14 protein-coding genes are annotated in these 18975 nt (G+C 58.1%); 11 read left to right on the forward strand and 3 right to left on the reverse strand.

What is annotated here, in order from left to right:
• Positions 1–25 precede the first annotated feature (25 nt).
• The 7 genes from G359_RS13390 (at position 26) to G359_RS13420 (ending at position 7196) form a co-directional block, all read left to right on the forward strand.
• A complete protein-coding gene (locus tag G359_RS13390) occupies positions 26–1066 on the forward strand; it encodes a bile acid:sodium symporter family protein (RefSeq protein ID WP_045836535.1) in 1041 nt (346 codons plus the stop codon).
• A gap of 370 nt (positions 1067–1436) precedes the next feature.
• Positions 1437–2816 (forward strand): sensor histidine kinase, encoded by a 1380-nt coding sequence (locus G359_RS13395; protein ID WP_045838000.1) that lies wholly within the window; start codon positions 1437–1439, stop codon positions 2814–2816.
• On the forward strand, positions 2813–3454 hold the full coding sequence (locus G359_RS13400; protein ID WP_371199069.1) for a response regulator transcription factor: 642 nt from the start codon (positions 2813–2815) through the stop codon (positions 3452–3454). The genes G359_RS13395 and G359_RS13400 overlap by 4 nt, the downstream gene beginning before the upstream one ends.
• A 382-nt stretch (positions 3455–3836) precedes the next feature.
• Positions 3837–4757 carry a phenylacetaldoxime dehydratase family protein gene (locus G359_RS13405; protein WP_245280028.1) on the forward strand — a complete coding sequence of 307 codons (921 nt, stop codon included), beginning with the start codon at positions 3837–3839 and terminating at the stop codon, positions 4755–4757.
• A 187-nt stretch (positions 4758–4944) separates the two neighbouring features.
• Complete coding sequence (locus G359_RS13410) at positions 4945–5334, forward strand: nuclear transport factor 2 family protein (protein WP_045836537.1); 390 nt, start codon at positions 4945–4947, stop codon at positions 5332–5334.
• 423 nt (positions 5335–5757) lie between these two features.
• Positions 5758–6450 carry a Crp/Fnr family transcriptional regulator gene (locus G359_RS13415; RefSeq protein WP_045836538.1) on the forward strand — a complete coding sequence of 231 codons (693 nt, stop codon included), beginning with the start codon at positions 5758–5760 and terminating at the stop codon, positions 6448–6450.
• 329 nt (positions 6451–6779) lie between these two features.
• Positions 6780–7196: a hypothetical protein gene (locus G359_RS13420; RefSeq protein ID WP_045836539.1), complete on the forward strand. Its 417-nt coding sequence runs from the start codon at positions 6780–6782 to the stop codon at positions 7194–7196.
• Positions 7197–7311: 115 nt separating this feature from the next.
• Here the strand turns inward: G359_RS13420 and G359_RS13425 are convergent, their stop codons facing one another.
• Entirely contained in the window at positions 7312–8178 is an 867-nt protein-coding gene (locus G359_RS13425) for a bestrophin family protein (protein WP_245280029.1), read from the reverse strand.
• Here G359_RS13425 and G359_RS20785 point away from each other — a divergent pair.
• The gene (locus G359_RS20785) at positions 8168–8392 is read left to right on the forward strand and encodes a hypothetical protein (RefSeq protein WP_197077640.1); all 225 of its coding nucleotides are present in this window, start codon (positions 8168–8170) and stop codon (positions 8390–8392) included. The genes G359_RS13425 and G359_RS20785 overlap by 11 nt on opposite strands.
• A gap of 56 nt (positions 8393–8448) precedes the next feature.
• On the opposite strand, the gene G359_RS13430 is transcribed toward G359_RS20785, so the two are convergent.
• On the reverse strand, positions 8449–10284 hold the full coding sequence (locus G359_RS13430; RefSeq protein WP_245280030.1) for a glycoside hydrolase family 15 protein: 1836 nt from the start codon (positions 10282–10284) through the stop codon (positions 8449–8451).
• Positions 10268–12487 (reverse strand): amylo-alpha-1,6-glucosidase, encoded by a 2220-nt coding sequence (locus G359_RS13435; RefSeq protein WP_045838002.1) that lies wholly within the window; start codon positions 12485–12487, stop codon positions 10268–10270. The genes G359_RS13430 and G359_RS13435 overlap by 17 nt, the downstream gene beginning before the upstream one ends.
• 396 nt (positions 12488–12883) lie before the next feature.
• On the opposite strand from G359_RS13435, the gene tkt reads away from it, so the two are divergent.
• The 3 genes from tkt to gnd are packed head-to-tail and all read left to right on the forward strand — an operon-like array spanning position 12884 to position 18899.
• Entirely contained in the window at positions 12884–14974 is a 2091-nt protein-coding gene (tkt, locus tag G359_RS13440) for a transketolase (RefSeq protein WP_045836541.1), read from the forward strand.
• 11 nt (positions 14975–14985) lie between these two features.
• Complete coding sequence (locus G359_RS13445; RefSeq protein ID WP_045836542.1) at positions 14986–17826, forward strand: bifunctional transaldolase/phosoglucose isomerase; 2841 nt, start codon at positions 14986–14988, stop codon at positions 17824–17826.
• 26 nt (positions 17827–17852) lie between these two features.
• Complete coding sequence (gene gnd, locus G359_RS13450; RefSeq protein ID WP_045836543.1) at positions 17853–18899, forward strand: phosphogluconate dehydrogenase (NAD(+)-dependent, decarboxylating); 1047 nt, start codon at positions 17853–17855, stop codon at positions 18897–18899.
• Positions 18900–18975 lie beyond the last annotated feature (76 nt).

Consider the following 18975-nt stretch of genomic DNA (forward strand, 5'->3'; position numbering starts at 1 on the left):
TCGCAAATTCAATTGGCTGTCCGAAATGGCTTTTCTCGCTCGTCTCAAAGCCCTTCGTCCCGACCCCTTCACGCTTGCCATCATCGTGGTCGTGATGATCGCTTCTGTGTTGCCAGCACGCGGATTGATGGCCGAAATAATTGGCTATCTCGTCAAGCTCGCGATCGTAGTTCTGTTCTTTCTCTACGGCGTGCGCGTGCCCCGAGAAGATATGGTCGCCAACCTCACGCACTGGCGCCTGCACGCTATGATCACACTGTGCACGTTCGTACTGTTTCCGCTCCTGGCGTTGCTGTCGGGCGCCCTGGTCCCGCATGTGCTGTCCCACGACCTCTACGTCGGCATCGTATTTCTCTCTGTGCTGCCGTCGACGCTGCAGGCCTCGATTGTTTTCACCTCCATTGCCGACGGCAATGTGCCAGCCGCAATCTGCAGCGCATCTTTATCGAGCCTCCTCGGCGTCGTGCTGACCCCGGCGCTGGTCGCGCTACTGCTCAATAAGAGCGGCGCCAACGTGTCATTCGAGTCCATCGGGTCGGTCGCCGTTCAGGTTCTGCTGCCGTTCGTCATTGGCCAGCTTGCACGGCCATGGCTCAGCGGCTGGGCAAACGGCAACAAGGCGGTCCTTACTTTTTTTGACCGCGCCTCGATCCTGCTGATGGTTTACGGCGCCTTTAGCGCAGCTGTCGTCGGCGGACTATGGCACCGGCTGGGGCCCACTGATTTCGCTATCATCCTCGCCGTCGACATTATTTTGCTGGCCGCGGTTCTTGTCTCGAACATGCAGCTCGCGCGGCGCGCGGGATTTTCACGGGCCGATGAAATAGCGATTGTCTTCTGCGGCTCGAAGAAGAGCTTGGTTGTCGGCTTGCCGATGGCCAGCGTTCTTTTCGGGGGCCCGGCGGCCGGCGTCATTGTGATCCCGCTCATGGTGTTCCATCAGGTGCAGTTGATCGCCTGCGCGATCCTGGCGCGGCGCTACGCAGCCAAGCAGACATTGTCGTCGCCATCACAAGGCCATCCCGCCCACGCCGCTGTTGCGGTTGTTGAGTCTGCTAATGGGTGAAGCTATTTGATCCGCTGTTCATTCATGAACAGACGCGAGCTTCCTTCGCTAGAGCCGGTATGAGCTGCTCTGTCCCGCACTCGCTTAATTGCCTCTTCGCTCAAGCCAGAGCCCCTTGCGCAAGGACCGCACGGCCCAATCGCGGGCCCAGAAGAGAATCCCTGGAGCCTCGTGATACGGCGCGCTACTAAGTTTGGCGCTCAATCGAGCGTGTAAGGCTCATTCGTTTCTCCCCCGAAACCAAGCGTCCATACGATCTGGGCCGAGCGTCGCTCTCACGCGAAACCGGGCATTTTGCCCGCTGATCGCGACCGCCCCTTCATTACTGGCCGGGATGGATGCAAAGTCCCGGCAAAAATTGGAGGAACCGATGCGCCTTCTCACCCTGCTGATCATCCGGCTCATGGCGGTCGTGGTGCTCTGCCTCACCGCCGCTATTGGCTGTCTGGTTTGGGACGCTCATCGCTCGATAGAAACAGCCGTGACCTCGACCGCAGTGCGCGTCAATCAACGCCTGCAGACCCTCTATTGGCAACATCTGCTATGGCGGAATGGGATGCAGCGAGGAGCTCTTGTGCCCCTCCCCGATTGGAACACAGTCGAGACACAAAGCATCATATCGCCCGGTGTCTGCGTGACGTTCGGCCTGCCGGGTGCAGATCGCCAAAAACTCTGCAGTCAGGTCGAAGCTTTGGGGCCGCCCGCGCCCGAATGGTTCGCGACGACCTACCTCGCGCTCTTGGGGACGTATCAGCCAGTCACGGAATCCCTATCGATCCACGACCAGAGCGCCGGCCTTCTTGTAACGAACGCCGACCCAGATGCAGCGCTTCGGCGCGCATGGCGAGAGATTACGGCCGTCGTCGATGTTGCGATCATGTTAGCAGCGGGAATCGCCTTTCTCGCAGCACTGATGATCGGTCATGCCCTGCTGCCTGCCCGAGCTATCGTCAGTGCGTTGAAAAAACTCGAGGAAGGACAGCTCGGCCTTCACCTGGGAAAATTCAAAAGTACCGAGTTCAATCACATCGCGAATGCCGTCAACAGGCTCGCGACGACGCTTCGACAGACGAACGCCGAGCGAATAGCGCTCACGGCCCGCCTGTTTCAAGTTCAAGAGGAAGAACGAAGGTCCATCGCGCGCGATCTCCACGATGAATTCGGCCAAGCCCTCACCGCCACGACCGCACTTGCGGCGGTCATCGAGGCGAGCGCGATACCAGAGCAGCCGAACATTGCCCGAGACGCCAGAGCGATTGCCAAAACACAGGAGCGCATGATGGGCGCGCTGAGGACGACGCTCGTGCGTTTACGTTCACAAAGCATCGAGGAAGTCGGACTCGAAGCGAGCCTCCGCCAACTGATTACCGACTTCAACGCACAATCCCAAACCGGCACGGTTTTCCGGCTGCAGATGGCGGGACGATTGGCGGAACTCCAGAAGCGCGTCGCCGTAGACCTTTACCGCATCGTCCAGGAGTGCCTCACGAACGCAAGCAAGCACGGCCGGCCAACGGAAGTCAGCGTGCGCGTCGAACACCGAACAACGCGGGACCCGCATGTCGCCCTCACGATCGAAGATGACGGTGGCGGCGATGTCAGCGGGGTGCATACGTCTTCGGGGCACGGAATTCTTGGCATTCGCGAAAGGCTCGCAGGCCTCGGAGGTTCGCTCTCAATAGCCAATGCACCTCGCGGGGTTCGTATTTTTGCAATGGTACCTCTAAGCCCAGAGGGTGCCTGCGCATGAGCCGCATTTCGATATTGCTGGTCGATGATCATCCCGTCGTTCGGGAGGGATATCGCCGCCTGCTCGAGCTGCGGCCACGGTTTTCCGTCTGCGCGGAGGCCGAGGACGTCACACAGGCTTACATCGCCTATAAGGCCCATCGCCCTGACGTCGTCATCATGGACCTGACATTACTGGGCGCGAGCGGGATTGAAGCGCTACGTCGCATTCGCGACTTTGATAAAGACGCAAAGATCCTCATCTTCACAATGCACCTGGGGTCCGCGTTTGCATTGAAGGCTTTTGAAGCGGGTGCGAGGGGCTACATAACCAAGAGCAGCCCGCCGAGCGAACTCATTCGAGCCGTCGAAATAGTTGCCGATGGCGGACGAGCCATGAGCGAAGACATCTCACGCGCTCTCGCGGCCGACCGCTTGAGCGGCGCGCGCCCCGCGATCGAGGAATTGTCTCCGCGCGAAATGGAGGTTCTGAGGCTGCTAGCGACCGGCCTTGGCAGCGAGGCTATTGCTGGTTTGCTCAACCTCAGCCTCAAGACGGTGCGCAACATGCCGTCAAAGCCAAGATCGGCGCCGAAAACGATGCGCATCTCGTTTGGCTCGCGTTGGCGGCCGGACTTATCCCCGCCGACCAGCTCATGACGAGCGGCAGCTGACGCGGGCATCGTGCCCCGCCGCCGCGGGCACCGTGCTCTGGCACCCCTGAAGGGCTTGAGCAATTCTCGCTCCTGGTAATCAGCAGATGGTGGCGATCAAGCGGGAGCCGACACCCGTGCCCTGAACACTCAATGATGTCTTCAATCGACCAACAAATGCTTGTCGCAACACGCGATATAGCCATATCGCTATGTCAAAGTGTGTCTTCGTAAAAATAAGAAAGTTGGGAGGAATAATGCCTTTAGACTCTTCGATTCCGAGCCACCTTCGCTGTCCCCGCACCAGGACACGCCAGGTCAGCGACACATGGAATCCGCCGGTGCCCGCCTACTCCTCTCTGCCGACAGAATCCATCGAGAGCATAGTCATGTCTTATTTCGGTGTCCAATCGAAGGGCGATGAGAACAAGGGGCGCGCATGCGCTGCCTTTCAGAAGATTTTGGAGAGCTTCAAACAACCCGACGGACCGGCCCGACACGACCTCGTGCAGTTTGTCGACGGCGACGGCTACCTCAACCTGATCGCGGTTGGATACTGGATCGATCCGGTTCCGTTCGAAAAGTGGAACGAAAGCCCGGTAATCAAGGATTGGTGGGCATCCGATGAGCGGCTGAAGGAAGGCGTCGGCTACTTTCGCGAGATCTTGCATCCGCGCATGGAGCAATTCGAGACCATTTTCACGCACGAGCATGGGCCGTTCGAAGGCGTCAGCATTCTCTTTCCCGAGATGAGCGATCCTATTATTGAACACGGATATTGGGGCTCGATGCGCGACCGCCTTCCCCTGTCTCAAACCAGTGTCATGGATCCAGAAGGCGAGTTATCGATAAAGTCAGGAACACCAGCCCATGGCGGCCGGGTGATCGTCGGTGGCCACGACAATCTGACCCTCATTCGCTCCGGCGAAGACTGGAGTTTCACTGAAGGCGAAGAGCGCCGTACATGGTTCGAAGACATCGAGCCCGTTCTCCACGAAGGCATGAACTTTTTGCGCGACGATGGCCTCGAGGTCGGCTGCTATTGCAACCGCTATGTCCACCACATGGATGAGAATGGGAATCTTCAGGAGAAGGGCTTCGGCTACAGTCTTTGGAAATCGGTATCCGCTCTCGAGACATGGGGAGCGTCACATCACACGCATCTACAGATTTTCGTAACGTTCAATCGTCTCGCCAAAAAGTTCAAGAACCTGACCCTCTATCATGAGGTCTCAGTGTTCGATGCCGCAAACCAGTATTACGAATATATCAACTGCCATCCGAAAACTGGATTGTTGCGCGCCGTATGACAGCGAGACCGGTGGCGCAGCGAAGCGCCACCGGTCTTCAATTCCTCTAAGCAACATCCGGCGATTGGTGTCATCGCATGCGAGGCATGACGTCCGACGTTCTCGATCGCAATCTCGAACCCGAGAGGACTAAACTCTCTCCCGCGACACAGCACGAATGGTAATTGAGCGTAGCTGGGAGATTGAAATGGATGATCGAGCCGTGCGCGCGGCGCTGGAGCGCCATTGGAATGCTTCGGACGCAAACGAATTCGAAGTCGAACATGAAATTTACCGCGACGATGCTGTGCTTGATTATCCGCAATCGGGCGAGAGAATCCGCGGCCGGCACAACATCCAAGAGAGCCGACGCGTACAGCCAAACAAGAAGCGTTTTACAGTCCAGCGAATTATCGGCGGCGGCAATCTCTGGGTCACTGAGTTCATACTTACCTATGACGCCAAACCAACTTATGCAGTGAGCATCATGGAATTTCGCGACGGACTGGTGGCCGCCGAAACGCAATATTTCGCAGAACCGTTTGCCCCCGGCCCCTCGCGCACGCATCTTGTTGAGCGAATGGGCGAAACCACTTAGGCGCGCCCATTTCCTTCACGCAGTTCATAGCTACCAAGAAATGAGCAAGGATCTTCGTCGTGCTGCGCTAACCTCGTCAAAGCGCATCGTCCCACCAAATGTAGGATATCTAACAATTCGTCGTCATTAGGCGTTTTCTCATGGTGGGCGTATAAAGGATGACCGGCTGCCAACTTTTGGGCGTAACCGGTTGAGAGATGTCGCGCTCTTGCCCGAACCGGGACTAAGAGTATGTCCATCCAAGTTAGTGACATTCGACTGAGTTCGGTCGCAGTTGAAAAACGACCGAAGTGTCTGAAACCTGACAGTCTTATGTGTTCCGATAGCTCCAACCGTGAGCTATCTGAATCGTCGTCAGCAGCAAGTTTCGGGCGCAGCAGACCGGGAGACAACGTGCTCTTGCCCACAATTGGGATCGAGAGCATGTCTAATCCAAAAAGTCCTAAGCGGGCTCAACCGACGCGTAACCTCCTCCTCTCGAAGATGTTGCCGGCTGACCGCGAACTGGTCGAAGCGCATTTGAAGGAAATTGAGCTTCCGTTACGAACGAAGCTCGAAAAACGCCAAAAGCGCGTCGAATTTATCTACTTCATCGATAGCGGCGTGGCCTCCGTCGTCGGAAACGGCAACGGGGAAGTTGAAGTCGGCATTATCGGACGAGACGGGGCGACAGGCTTGTCGGTCGTCCTCGCCGGTGATCGAGCCAACCACGACACCTACATGCAAGTCGCTGGAACGGGGCGACGCCTCACTGCGGAAGATTTTCGCAACGTGATGTCGAGCAGCACGACGCTGACCAACACCATGTTGCGATACGCCAATGGTTTCCTTGTGCAAGTAACCCAGACGGCAACCGCAAATGCATGCGGCACCATCCCGCAACGATTGGCAAGGTGGCTTCTAATGGTTCAGGACCGGGTCGAGACCGAGGCGATACCGCTAACCCATGAGTTTCTCGCCATCATGCTCGCCGTCAACCGGCCGGGCGTAACCCTCGCGCTGAAGGCCCTCGAAGACCGCGCCACCATTTCGCAACGACGGGGTTCGCTCACGATCGTCGATCGCGCTGCGCTTGAAATGATCGCCGGCCATATCTACGAGACGGGTCGCTTTTAGGAGAGAACCGCAAGAGCGAGCTTGATGCGCGTACTCAAAAGCCAGCCAGCAACGCGTTCAAATCTGCCGGAAATTTCTCGACGGCTGAGCTGAATGCCGGAAAAGGCCTACGAGAGCGGCGCCGACTACGCGGCGGTCAATTACGGCATCTCAAAAAGATTTTCTGGAAGTCCGAAACGCCGTACGCGGCCCAGTCGCCAAAGGCTCCAAATAGGCCATATCCATGAACTGTTAGATAGCGTACACTTATGATATCATCGGCCTGCGTGAACGGGCCCCCCGGTGACTGAGAGTGGTTGTGCTCCCGCCAGATCGCGCAGGAGAGCACCTTGAAATTCCCTCAAGGAAGTTATTCCGACGAACAGTTCGCGGTCATTCAGACAGCGTTTGAGAACGTCTGTACCGAACTCGGCATCGGTGAAACCGAAACAAAACTCCGCGAATATGTTGCCCAAACGTTCATGGCACTGACGAAAGATGGACAATACGATCCTGAGCGGCTGAAGACCCACGCGATCTCACGACTGCAAAAGCTCGATATCCGGCCAGTGAAGTTTTGCGGTGAGGTCATGGCGCGGCCTGACGACGAACAATTTCCTTTTCTGGCCATCATTAGGACTAGTGCCGGCAAACTCGTTGCTGTCCAGAGTGCGCAAAGCGAAGAGCATGCACAAGTCCTCGTCCACGAGTTAATCGTCGTGATCGAGGGAGCCGCCTCCAAGGCGCGCCGTGACCAGGCTCATTGAATTGGAGGTATTTTTAATTCGCAGCAGGATCGGATAACAAGCGTTCGTTGGTCAGTATCACGGTCTCGGCCGACCGACGCTGAACCACGGTTCATCTTGGTGCGAGTACGGCTTCTCACAACAACACATAGCCGACGGGTTGTAGTTCATCAGGCAACGGACCCATGCCCAGAAAATCCATTGTCTCGCGCTCCACCGTCCTGACCAGCGCTCGAATGGGAAGGCTATTATCAGCAGATCCGAAAGGTTCGGCCAAATCATCGCCGATCGCATCCAGGCCAAAGAAAGTGTAGCTGATGAATGCGACAATGACTGGAGTGCCCCACCCAAGCTGTGGCGCAAGAGCGAACGGCAATAGAGCGCAAAACAGATAAACCGTGCGGTGAATGAGAAGTGTGTACGCAAAGGGCAACGGCGTCGTCTTGATGCGTTCACAGGCTGCTTGCACAGCGGAAAGCGCATTCATGCGGATGGCAGCTGACGAATAACGCCAATCCGAAAGATCGCCCGATTTGTTGAGCGCAAGGAGTTCACGTCCAACTTGCCTGAGTATGGCATCGCAGATGTTGGGACCGGCGGAGACGGCGATCCCCCAACGCTGCACCGCGGCCATCTCATCTTCACCGCGAAGGCGCGCCGAAAGCGCGTTCACGTAGGCGATGAACGGGATGAAAATACGCTTTTTCGCCTCGTCGTCTAAATTCGACAATTCCCGGCACAACGACCGGACTTGCACCAGTAGCTCGCCCCACTGCTTCCGTCCCTCCCACCAACGATCGTAAGCCGCGCTATTCCTGAAACTCATGAATACGGATATCGCGATCCCAATCAGACCAAATGGCGCGGTGCCGAGGTGTGATAGCGGCTCCAAGCGAAAATCGCCAAAGTAGACGACCAAACACGCCAACGCCGTAATGAACAGGCAGCGCCAAGCGACGCGCCCGGCGATCGAGCCGCGAACCGCAAAAAAAATGTCGAACAACGAGGCTTTCGGTCTGACGATCAAAGAAATTTCTCCTTGGATGGCAACGCTTGTCTCAAAAGCGCCTAGCGAACGCAAGGATTTGTGTTTGCGTTTAGAAGACCGAGCTTATCTTCAGGAAGCTAGGGGGGCGGCTTTCGAGGAAAAAGCGCAAGCCGTCTTTGATGTCAGCAGTTTTGCTGCTGCCCTAAGCAAACTTCGAATAGGCGCTTAGCGGAATTATAGGGAAAGATCAGTTTGCGCCTGTGGCGGGGCTAGGTCTGACGCGACTTATGCCTCCGCGGCGTTCCGGTCAGCGCGTTCCTCCGCCGGCCCATCAACGCGCGTGAGATTGTAAGCCGTATTGACGAGAGCAACGTGACTGAAGGCTTGCGGAAAATTCCCCATTTGCCGCCGCGTGATGGGATCATACTCCTCGGCGAGGAGCCCAAGATCGTTACGAAGATCCAACAGGCGCTCAAACATCTCGTGCGCTTCTTCAAGCCGCCCCTGCAAGATCAGATTGTCGACGAACCAGAAGCTGCAGGCCAGGAATGCGCTCTCGCCGAACGGCAGGCCGTCTTGCGTTTCGCCCGTATCGTAGCGGAAAATCACCCCGCCCATCATTAGGCGGCGCTCAATGGCGCCGACAGTGCCGATAATCCGCGGATCGGACGGCGGCAGAAAACCAACGATCGGCAGCAGCAGAAGACTAGCGTCAAGTGCTTTTGATCCATACGCCTGAACGAAACTACCGAGTTTCTCATCGAACCCATTTCCGCAGACATCGGCATGAATCGCATCGCGAACGGTGCGCCAACGGTCGACCGGACCCACCACGGCAAGCTGCTCAACCGACTTCACCGCACGGTCGAAAGCTACCCACGCCATGACCTTGGAATACGTGAAGTGTTGTGGCGGCCCGCGCACCTCCCAAATTCCTTCGTCGGGTTCGCGCCAGATGCCTTCAAGATGTTCAAGAAAAGCGCACGCGATCGCCGACCAGCGATCAACTGGCGGCAGGCCGTGCAGACGAGCCTGGAACATTGCGTCGACAACCTCGCCATAGACATCGAGTTGGAGTTGCGCGGCGGCCGCGTTACCGATGCGCACCGGACGCGCACCTTCAAAACCTGAGAGCCACGACGCTTCCCACTCGGAGAGACGTCGTTCACCACCGACGCCATACATGATCTGCAATTGATCCGGGCAACCGGCGATGGCGCGCAGTAGCCAGTCACGCCAATCCCGCGCCTCCTCGTAGTAACCGGCCGTTTCCAAGGCGAGCAGAGTAAAAGTTGCGTCTCTCAGCCAGCAATAACGGTAGTCCCAGTTTCGTACGCCGCCGGCTTGTTCGGGCAGCGAGGTCGTAGGTGCAGCGACAATGCCTCCGGTCGGGGCGTAAGTGAGACCCTTCAGGACTTTGAGCGAGCGTTTAACCGCGTCGCTCCAACGACCAGCGGGCTCGCATCGATGGGACCAGGAATGCCAATACGCGCATGTTTCCCGCAGCGCGTTTTCGGGATGAATTGGTTTCGGCGGCGGCAACTGAGAAGCACCATAACTCAGAACGAACGACACCGTTTCACCGGCCCGGACGGTGAACTCGCCAACCGTCGTGAAGTCTCGGTTATCCAACGGAACTAACGTACGGAGCACGGCCATCTCGGGCCCAGCGACCGCGCGTAAGCCTCCTTCTTCAAGACGCTCAACCCAGGGCACGATCGAGCCGTAGTCGAACCGCAGAATGAACTCAGTACACAAATCGACATGCCCGCGCACGCCGCGAACGAGGCGGACCAGAGCGGCGGTACCTTTTCGAGGCGGCATGAAATCCACCAGTTCGACGATCCCGCTTGTGGTCTCGAAGGTTGTCACGAGAGTGAGAGAACCGTCGATGTAGCGGCGTGTGACACGCTCCGTCCTGTCAATGGGGGTAATCAGCCATCGGCCATTCTCTGGCTCACCGAGCAGTGCGGAGAAGCATGCGCCGGAATCAAAGCGCGGCCAACAGAGCCAATCGACCGATCCATCGCGGCTGATAAGAGCGGCCGACTCGCAATCACCGATGATCGCATAGTCTTCGATACGTCGTGGCGCGCGCGCAGGATCAGGCATGGCGGCCATGTTCTTCCACCTCCTCGCGGCCAAAGCTAGCCTCGCGGTCATGCGCTCCGGTGTTTCCGCTCAATAGCATGCTCCTTCGCTCCACCACGTTGCGCTTCCCTTTCATCACCTTGAAGAGGGTTTCCTTGCCGTCCCGCCAGAAGCGAATATCAAAACACGATCGACCCAACCGCAGATCCGTCAAGGTCACATCGGGCAGCCAATCGGGCAATGCTGGATCCACGTAGAGTTTACCGCGCGGCGCATCCTGCTGCAGCCCCAGCATCGCTTGCAGCAGCATGAACGGTGTGCCCGCTGCCCATGCTTGCGGAACGTTGGCGCCGAGATATTGCACCGGGAAACTCAGTTCATCCCGCCGCAACCCTCCATAGAGTTCAGGCAATTGATTCAATAAAAAATGACTGGCCGCACCACTTATGTCTCGCGCAACCATCGCGGCCTCGGCGGCGAAGCCGTAACGCCGCATGCCTAAAGCGATAATTGAATTGTCATGTGGCCACACAGCACCCGTTTGATAATCGTACGGATTGAATGAAGGATGATCGGACGACAACGTACGAATGCCCCAGCCGCTCCACATGTCCTTGCGCATAAGTCGTTTGACGACGAGAGCCGCGCGCTCTGGCGCGATAATGCCGGACCATAAGCATTGTCCGACGTTTGACGTTACCGACAGTACTTTCTTTTTCTCAGCATCCAACGCGAAGGCGTAGAAGCCTGACTCCTCATCCCAGAATGCGTCGTTGAATTTCTTGAAAAGCTCCGCGGCCTTCTTGCGAAGCGCATTGGCGCGGCGCTTGTTGTCCAACTCATCGTAAATATCGGCCATGCGCAGCCACGCGTCGTAGACGTACCCTTGCAATTCACACAGTGCCTTTGGGCCCTTGAGCAACGTACCGTCGGGATACATGACCGCGTTACCCGCATCCTTCCACCCCATGTTCTCGTAGCCCGCAGTTGAGCGCGTCTCATATTCTTGAAAGCCATCGCCGTCGCGATCACCGTATTTGTCGATCCAGGTGAGACAGGCCTCGGCATTCGGCAATTGCCGCTCGATCAACGTACGGTCGCCCGTGGCTCGCCATGCCGCGTGCAGCGCTATCAAATACAACGGCGTCGCATCGGCGGTACCGTAATACGGCGTATGCGGAATCACCTTGAAATGCGCGAGCTCTCCATAGCGCAGCTCGTGCAGAATCTTGCCCGGCGCCGCGTCTCGGTAATCATCCCGCTCCGTGGCCTGGTACCGGCCCAGCACCTCCAGCGCGCCAGCGCCAAATTCCGGATAGACAATCATGGTCTGTAACGAAACGATCAACGTATCGCGGCCGAACAGCGCTACAAACCAGGGCAGTCCGGCCGCTGGAACAAACACCATGCGATCGGTACCATTCAGCGGCAGCCGGAGGGCCGCCATGTCGAGGACGCCTTGATTGTAGCAGCGGTAGAATTCCTCATTGCTCGTTGTGATTTTCAGGACGCGGCGTTGCCAGTCATCCATCTCGACCGCGTGTTTCGAATATTTGCTCGCATGAGCACATTCTCGCGGTGCCCGAATCCGCCTCTCGCCGTCCATCAGCTCGTAGATGAGGCAGCGGTGCCAAGCCTCGCCGGGCTTGAGCGCAATCTCGAAGCTCAACCGTCCGTTCGCGTTAACCGCCGGCGCACCGTCGCCCCCACCCGTTCGAACGAGCACCTCGCGACAGAAATCCTTATTGCGATAGGTGATGCGCAAGATTTGCCGCTTGCCGGACCACACTGTTGTGATACGGCCGCGCCGCACGATGTCGTCGCTCTTGACCTCGAATATGTCGGCAAAATCCGCGCGGATCGCAATTTCGAGATTAAAGCGAACGGGTTTCTGGCCATTGTTTGTGATGTCAACGTCTTCATGCATCCCGCCATCGACATGGCGGCCAATCAACAGGCCCAAAGTGCGCGCTGCGATCGGTCCGTCTTCGCTTGCGAAGTCGCTATTGGTTCGAAAGATCCGCGCCGCATTCGCAGTGACCGCCCCGCCATTCAGAAAGTCCCAAGGCACGCCGTTCGCATAGATCGCCCAGGCGCTGATAACTCTCGTATCTCGGAAGTACAGGCCGCGTTTGCTTGGCCAAGTAACTTGCCCGTCGGGATCCGTCACGAACACGGTCTGTCCCTGATGGATCGCGATCTGTGCGGGACCAACTTGAACCTTAAATCCCATTCGCGGGTCCAGTTCCGTTTCGGGAAATCTTCCCAAGAAAATGCGCTCGCCGTCATACGTTCGGAAACTATGCGTCGCCGCAAAATCAATTGAATAATTGGAAAATTGGATACCGAACCATGACAAGTATCCGAGCCTACGGCGAAGGCCTTCGTGTCTCCTATTAGTCCAGGTGGCCGACGACACGACGTCCCCACAGCTTGGAATGAACCAATTCCGGGCGAGTTAGTTGCCCCTGGCATCGGAAAACGTCACGCCGTCGCGACAATTTTAATTTTATAGCCGGGCGTCACATCTTCGGACGTTGGCGCAACTTCTTTACTTCCGCGAAAGCATTAACCCACCGAGTCCGTATTCGAGGCTGTCCGATAAGGCCGCAAAACCGGGGATGCATGCATGACTATTGGTGCACGCACGACAACGTCGACCTCGCTGGGCGCGCGCTCGATCGATGAAGTTTGCATTAATACGATCCGCACGCTGTCGATGGATGCAGTGGAGCAGGCCAAATCGGGACATCCCGGCACGCCGATGGCCTTGGCACCGCTCGTTTACACTATCTGGCAGCACGTTCTACGTTACCACCCCGATGATCCGACGTGGCCCAATCGCGATCGCTTCGTGCTGTCCAACGGACATGCTTCGATGCTGCTCTATTCGATGCTTCATCTCGCCGGCGTCAAAGAGGCCGGCACCGGGCAAGAGCGCCGCCAGCTATCGGTCACCCTCGACGATATCAAACGCTTTCGCCAGATCGACAGCAAATGCCCCGGTCACCCTGAGTACCGTCACACCACGGGCGTCGAGGCAACAACCGGTCCCCTCGGTCAGGGCTGCGGGATGAGTGTCGGCATGGCCATCGCTGAGCGCTGGCTGGAGAAGCGTTTCAATCGGCCTGGCTTCGAAGTCTTCCATTACGATGTTTACGCGGTCTGCGGTGACGGCGACATGATGGAGGGCGTAACCAGCGAAGCCGCCTCGCTAGCCGGTCACCTAATGCTTGGGAACCTGTGCTGGATCTACGATAACAACCGCATCACGATCGAGGGACACACCGATCTTGCCTTCAGCGACAACGTTGCCGCGCGCTTCCGATCCTATGGCTGGAATGTACTTGCTGTCGGCGATGCCAACGACACGGAACGCCTCACAGAGGCGCTCGAAACTTTCCGGCGTGTAAAAGACGTTCCGACCTTGATCATAGTCGATAGCCATATCGGCTACGGCGCTCCCCATAAGCATGACACGAGCGCCGCACATGGTGAGCCGCTTGGCGAGGAAGAAGTCCGTCTCGCCAAGCGCAGTTACGGTTGGCCGGAGGACGCCAAATTCCTCGTGCCAGAGGGCGTGCGTGAGCACTTCAACGCAGGCGTCGGCCAACGCGGGCGGCAGCTCCGCACCGCTTGGACCGGACTGATGAAAGCTTATGCGTCCAAACATACGGACCTGAGCGACGAGGTTGCGCGCATGCAGAAACGCGAGTTTCCCAATCGTTGGGATGCCGATGTTCCGAGCTTTCCTGCTGATCCCAAGGGTCTCGCGACTCGTGATTCCTCCGGCAAGGTCCTGAACGCCATCGCGCGACATGTGCCGTGGCTGATTGGCGGCTCGGCGGATCTTTCACCATCAACCAAGACGAACCTTACCTTTGAAGGTGCCGGAGATTTCGAGGCCGAAAAATATGGAGGCCGCAATCTGCATTTCGGCATTCGCGAACACGCGATGGGAACGGTTCTGAACGGTCTCGCGCTTTCCAAGGTTCGTGCGTACGGCTCGACCTTTATGAATTTCTCGGACTATATGAAGGCGCCCATCCGCCTGAGCGCGTTGATGGAACTTCCTGTCATCTACATTTTCACCCATGACTCGATCGGCCTCGGCGAAGATGGACCGACGCATCAGCCGATCGAGCAACTCGTCGCGCTGCGAAGCATCCCTGGTCTCATCACTTTGCGGCCCGCCGACGCTAACGAGGTCGCGGAGGCGTGGCGTGTTATCGTCGATCTGGAGCACCAGCCCTCCAGCCTTGTGCTGACCCGCCAACCTCTCCCAACGTTCGATCGCAAGCGCTTCGCCTCCGCAGCTGGCGTTGCGCGCGGCGCCTATGTCATGGCCGACGGCGATCGCGCCAAGCCGGCGGTGATCCTCATCGGCACCGGCAGCGAAGTTGCGCTGTGTGTCGAAGCCTATGAGGCGTTGAAACAGGAAGGCATCGCCGCGCGTGTTGTCAGCATGCCCTCATGGGAATTGTTCGAACAGCAGGATCAGAACTATCGCGACAGCGTGCTTCCGCCCGACGTCAAAGCACGCGTGTCTGTCGAGGCTGGCTCGGTGATTGGGTGGGATCGCTATGTCGGCGCAAACGGCGCGCGGATCGGCATGCACACCTTCGGCGCCTCAGCTCCGACCAAGGACGTGATGGCGAGGTTTGGCTTTACGCGCGAGAAGGTTCTTTCCGCCGCCAAGCAACAGCTTGGTCTGGCTTAGGAGAAGGCAGCATGAACGCGCTGAAGCAGCTTGAGGCCCGCGGTCAATCACCCTGGTTGGATTATTTGAAACGCAGCTTGATCGAGAGCGGAGAGCTGCGAACGCTCATCGAGCGCGACGGCTTGAAGGGCGTCACCTCAAACCCTTCGATATTCGAAAAGGCCATCGCTGAGACCACCGAATACGCCGATGCGCTGAAACAGTTTGAGGCGAACGCCGATCACAGCATTTCCGCTATTTACGAGCACTTGGCGATCGCGGACATCCAAGCCGCCGCCGACGTGCTGCAACCGGTGTATGACAAGACGAAGCGACGCGATGGCTACATCAGTCTGGAGTGCTCGCCTTACTTGGCCAACGATACCGATGCGACTATCGCCGAAGCGCTGAGGTTGTGGGCCGCAGTGGACCGTCCGAACCTTATGGTGAAAGTGCCGGCGACGCCCGCAGGCATTCCCGCAATTCGCCAGCTGATCGGGCGCGGATTAAATATCAACATCACGTTGCTTTTTTCAGTCAGCGTCTATGAGCAAGTCGTCGAAGCCTACATCGCGGGTCTCGAGGACCTGAAGCGGTCGGGCGGGGATGTTTCGACGGTCGGTAGCGTTGCGAGCTTCTTCGTTAGCCGGATCGACAGCGCAATCGATAAGCGGTTGGACAAGCTCGTCGACAAAAAGGCAGCTGACCGGTTGCGCGGCAAGGCGGCAATCGCCAACGCCAAGCTTGCCTATGTTCGCTATAAAGCGCTGTTCAACGGGCCACGTTGGCAGAACCTCGCGGCAAGCGGTGCGAAAACCCAGCGCCTTCTTTGGGCTTCGACGAGCACGAAAAATCCGGCCTACAAGGACACGATGTATGTCGAGGCTCTCATCGGCCGCGATACCGTAGACACCATTCCACCGGTGACCATGGACGCATTCCGCGATCACGGCCAGGTGACGCCCAATGCGATAGAGCTCGACTTAGCGGGAGCTCGCGAAGTGCTGAGCACGCTCGAGAAGAATGGCGTCTCGTTATCGGAAGTGACCACGGAGTTGGTCGAAGACGGAGTTCGCCAGTTCGCGGACGCGTTCGATAAACTCTTTGCCGCTATCGCGCACAGCCGGCGCACGCTAACCGACGGCGAACACTCCGCACAGGAAATCGCTCCCGGCAGTTCAGAAATGAAGGCCGCGTACGAAGATGAACTGGCCGCATGGCGCAAGGACGGCGGCATTCGTCGCCTTTGGGCTGGCGACACATCGCTCTGGACAAAGGCGGACGAGGACAAGTGGCTCGGCTGGCTCCAAGTGGTGGACCGAGAGATCGCCGATGTCAGTCGATTGGAGAGTTTCGCCGCAGATGTGAAGCAGCGTGGCTTCAGCGATGTGGTTCTTCTCGGCATGGGCGGCTCAAGCCTCGGACCCGAGGTCGTGAGCGAGAGTTTCGGCCGCCAGCACGGCTGGCCGCGCTTCCACATGCTGGACAGCACGGATCCCGCACAAATCGAGACGCTCGAAAAGACGATTGATCTCAACAAGACGCTTTTCATTGTCTCGTCCAAATCCGGCAGCACGCTCGAACCCAACATCTTCATGGACTATTTCTTCGCCCGCGTCGCCGCGCAGCGAGGCACGGAAAAAGCCGCCGAGCATTTCGTAGCCGTGACCGATCCGGGTTCTTCGCTCGAAAGACGCGCGAAGCAATTAGGCTTTGCCTTTATATTCCACGGCGTCCCCTCGATAGGCGGGCGCTACTCGGTTTTGTCGAAGTTCGGCCTCGTACCGGCAGCCACAGCCGGTCTCGACGTAAAACGTCTTCTCGCAACGACGCAACCGATGCAACGCGCATGCGGCCCCGATGTGCCACCTTCCGAAAACCCCGGCGTGCAACTCGGTATCGCGCTCGGTATTGCCGCGACACGCTTCGGCCGGGACAAGGTGACGATCATAGCCTCGCCGGGCATCGCCGACTTCGGCGCATGGCTCGAGCAGCTTCTGGCCGAAAGCACAGGCAAACGCGGGCGCGGTCTCATTCCGCTAGCAGGCGAGCCGGTCACCGCACCCAAAAATTACGGAGACGACCGCTTCTTTGCATATCTGGAACTCGAGGGGCACGCCGATCCATCCCAGCGCAAGGCAGTGGCAGCGCTTGAGAAGGCCGGACATCCGGTGGTGCGAATTCGAGTGAAGGATATCTGGCATATCGGCCAGGAATTCTTCCGTTGGGAAATTGCCACTGCCGTTGCCGGTGCGATAATCGGCATCGATCCGTTCGACCAGCCAGATGTCGAGGCGAGCAAGGTCAAGACGAGCGAGTTGACCAAGGCCTATGAAAAAACGCACAGCCTCCCCACACAAGAGCCGATGTTCCGCGAGAATGGCATTGCGCTTTATGCAGACCCGCGCAACGCCGCCGAACTCGGAAGACATAATACGCTCACGGGATATTTGAAGAGTCATTTTGGACGCGTAAAGGCCGGTAAAAAATCAGCGGACTATGTCGCGCTCCTTGCATACATCGAGCGCAACGCAGCTCACACCCAAACGTTGACCGAGCTGCGTGAGCACATCCGCGACAGAACTCACGCCGCCACGTGCCTCGGATATGGCCCCCGCTTCCAGCATTCGACCGGCCAAGCCTACAAGGGCGGCCCGAATTCAGGCGTGTTCCTGCAAATCACCTGCGACGACCGGGCCGATATCGACGTGCCCAGTCACGCCTACAGCTTTGGCGTCGTCAAGGCAGCACAAGCTCGCGGAGATCTCGACGTTCTTGTCGAACGCGACCGGCGCGCACTCCGAGTTCACATGAAGGATGTCGATTCCGGGCTCACAGAGCTCGCTCGCGCCATCGATGAAGCGCTCCAGTAGCGTTAGATTTTCAAGGAGAAGCGAACATGCAAATCGGTGTGATCGGATTGGGTCGCATGGGCGCCAACATCGCGCGCAGGTTGATAAAGGCAGGGCATCGCTGCGTTGTTTTTGACGTCGACGCGAAACCACGCGAGTCGTTGGCAAAAGATGGGGCCAAAGCAGTCTCGTCGCTAGACGAACTGGCAACGGGGCTCACGGAGAAACCGCGCGCCGTCTGGGTCATGCTGCCTGCCGGCCGGATCACGGAAGAGACTGTAGAGCGACTGGGCGCCTTGCTGTCTCCGGACGACATCATCGTGGATGGCGGCAATTCCTTCTATAAAGACGACATCAAACGCGCGAAAAAATTGGCCGAGAAGCGCATCAAATATGTCGATTGCGGCACTTCGGGCGGCATATGGGGTATCGATCGCGGCTACTGTTTGATGATCGGCGGTCCAACGGATGCCGTGAACCACCTCGATCCGATTTTTTCGGCCCTCGCACCGGGCCTCGGCAATATCTCTCGTACCCCGGGCCGCGAGAGAAGCGATCCGCGGGCGGAACGTGGCTATATTCACGCCGGTCCATCGGGCGCCGGGCACTTCGTGAAGATGGTGCATAACGGCATCGAGTATGGATTGATGCAGGCCTATGCCGAGGGCTTTGACATCCTGCGCAACAAGGACTCGAAGGATCTGCCCGAAGACGAGCGCTTCGAGCTGAACCTAACGGATATCGCTGAGGTCTGGCGACGCGGAAGCGTCGTGTCGTCGTGGCTGCTCGATCTCGGTGCCGCGGCACTGGCGAAAGATCCGCAATTGAAAAACTTCTCCGGCTTCGTCCAAGATTCAGGTGAAGGCCGCTGGACTGTCGAGGCCGCGATCGAGGAAGCGGTTCCGGCGAACGTGCTCTCGACGGCTCTCTACTCACGCTTCCGCTCGCGCCATGACCATACGTTCGGAGACAAAGTCCTCTCGGCCATGCGGCTGGGCTTCGGCGGCCACATCGAGGGTCGGGAGCCGATCGATCCCGAGCCACAGCCGGCAGGATCGCGGCGTCGCTCTGCGGCCTCCAACGCCGCGGAGTAACGCGATGTCCATCAACGCTCCGCTCCGCGCGCCCGCCGCTACGCAACTTCTTCAATGCCCGCCGGCACGCCGGCCC

The organism is Hyphomicrobium sp. 99, from assembly GCF_000384335.2.
Lineage (GTDB): Bacteria > Pseudomonadota > Alphaproteobacteria > Rhizobiales > Hyphomicrobiaceae > Hyphomicrobium_B.

Bases quoted from the DNA above. Each gene is read 5' to 3' on its own strand.
- G359_RS13390 (WP_045836535.1), top strand. From the start codon at position 26: ATGGCTTTTCTCGCTCGTCTCAAAGCCCTTCGTCCCGACCCCTTCACG.
- G359_RS13395 (WP_045838000.1), top strand. From the start codon at position 1,437: ATGCGCCTTCTCACCCTGCTGATCATCCGGCTCATGGCGGTCGTGGTG.
- G359_RS13400 (WP_371199069.1), top strand. From the start codon at position 2,813: ATGAGCCGCATTTCGATATTGCTGGTCGATGATCATCCCGTCGTTCGG.
- G359_RS13405 (WP_245280028.1), top strand. From the start codon at position 3,837: ATGTCTTATTTCGGTGTCCAATCGAAGGGCGATGAGAACAAGGGGCGC.
- G359_RS13410 (WP_045836537.1), top strand. From the start codon at position 4,945: ATGGATGATCGAGCCGTGCGCGCGGCGCTGGAGCGCCATTGGAATGCT.
- G359_RS13415 (WP_045836538.1), top strand. From the start codon at position 5,758: ATGTCTAATCCAAAAAGTCCTAAGCGGGCTCAACCGACGCGTAACCTC.
- G359_RS20785 (WP_197077640.1), top strand. From the start codon at position 8,168: ATGTCGAACAACGAGGCTTTCGGTCTGACGATCAAAGAAATTTCTCCT.
- G359_RS13430 (WP_245280030.1), bottom strand. From the start codon at position 10,284: ATGGCCGCCATGCCTGATCCTGCGCGCGCGCCACGACGTATCGAAGAC.
- G359_RS13435 (WP_045838002.1), bottom strand. From the start codon at position 12,487: ATGGGATTTAAGGTTCAAGTTGGTCCCGCACAGATCGCGATCCATCAG.
- tkt (WP_045836541.1), top strand. From the start codon at position 12,884: ATGACTATTGGTGCACGCACGACAACGTCGACCTCGCTGGGCGCGCGC.
- G359_RS13445 (WP_045836542.1), top strand. From the start codon at position 14,986: ATGAACGCGCTGAAGCAGCTTGAGGCCCGCGGTCAATCACCCTGGTTG.
- gnd (WP_045836543.1), top strand. From the start codon at position 17,853: ATGCAAATCGGTGTGATCGGATTGGGTCGCATGGGCGCCAACATCGCG.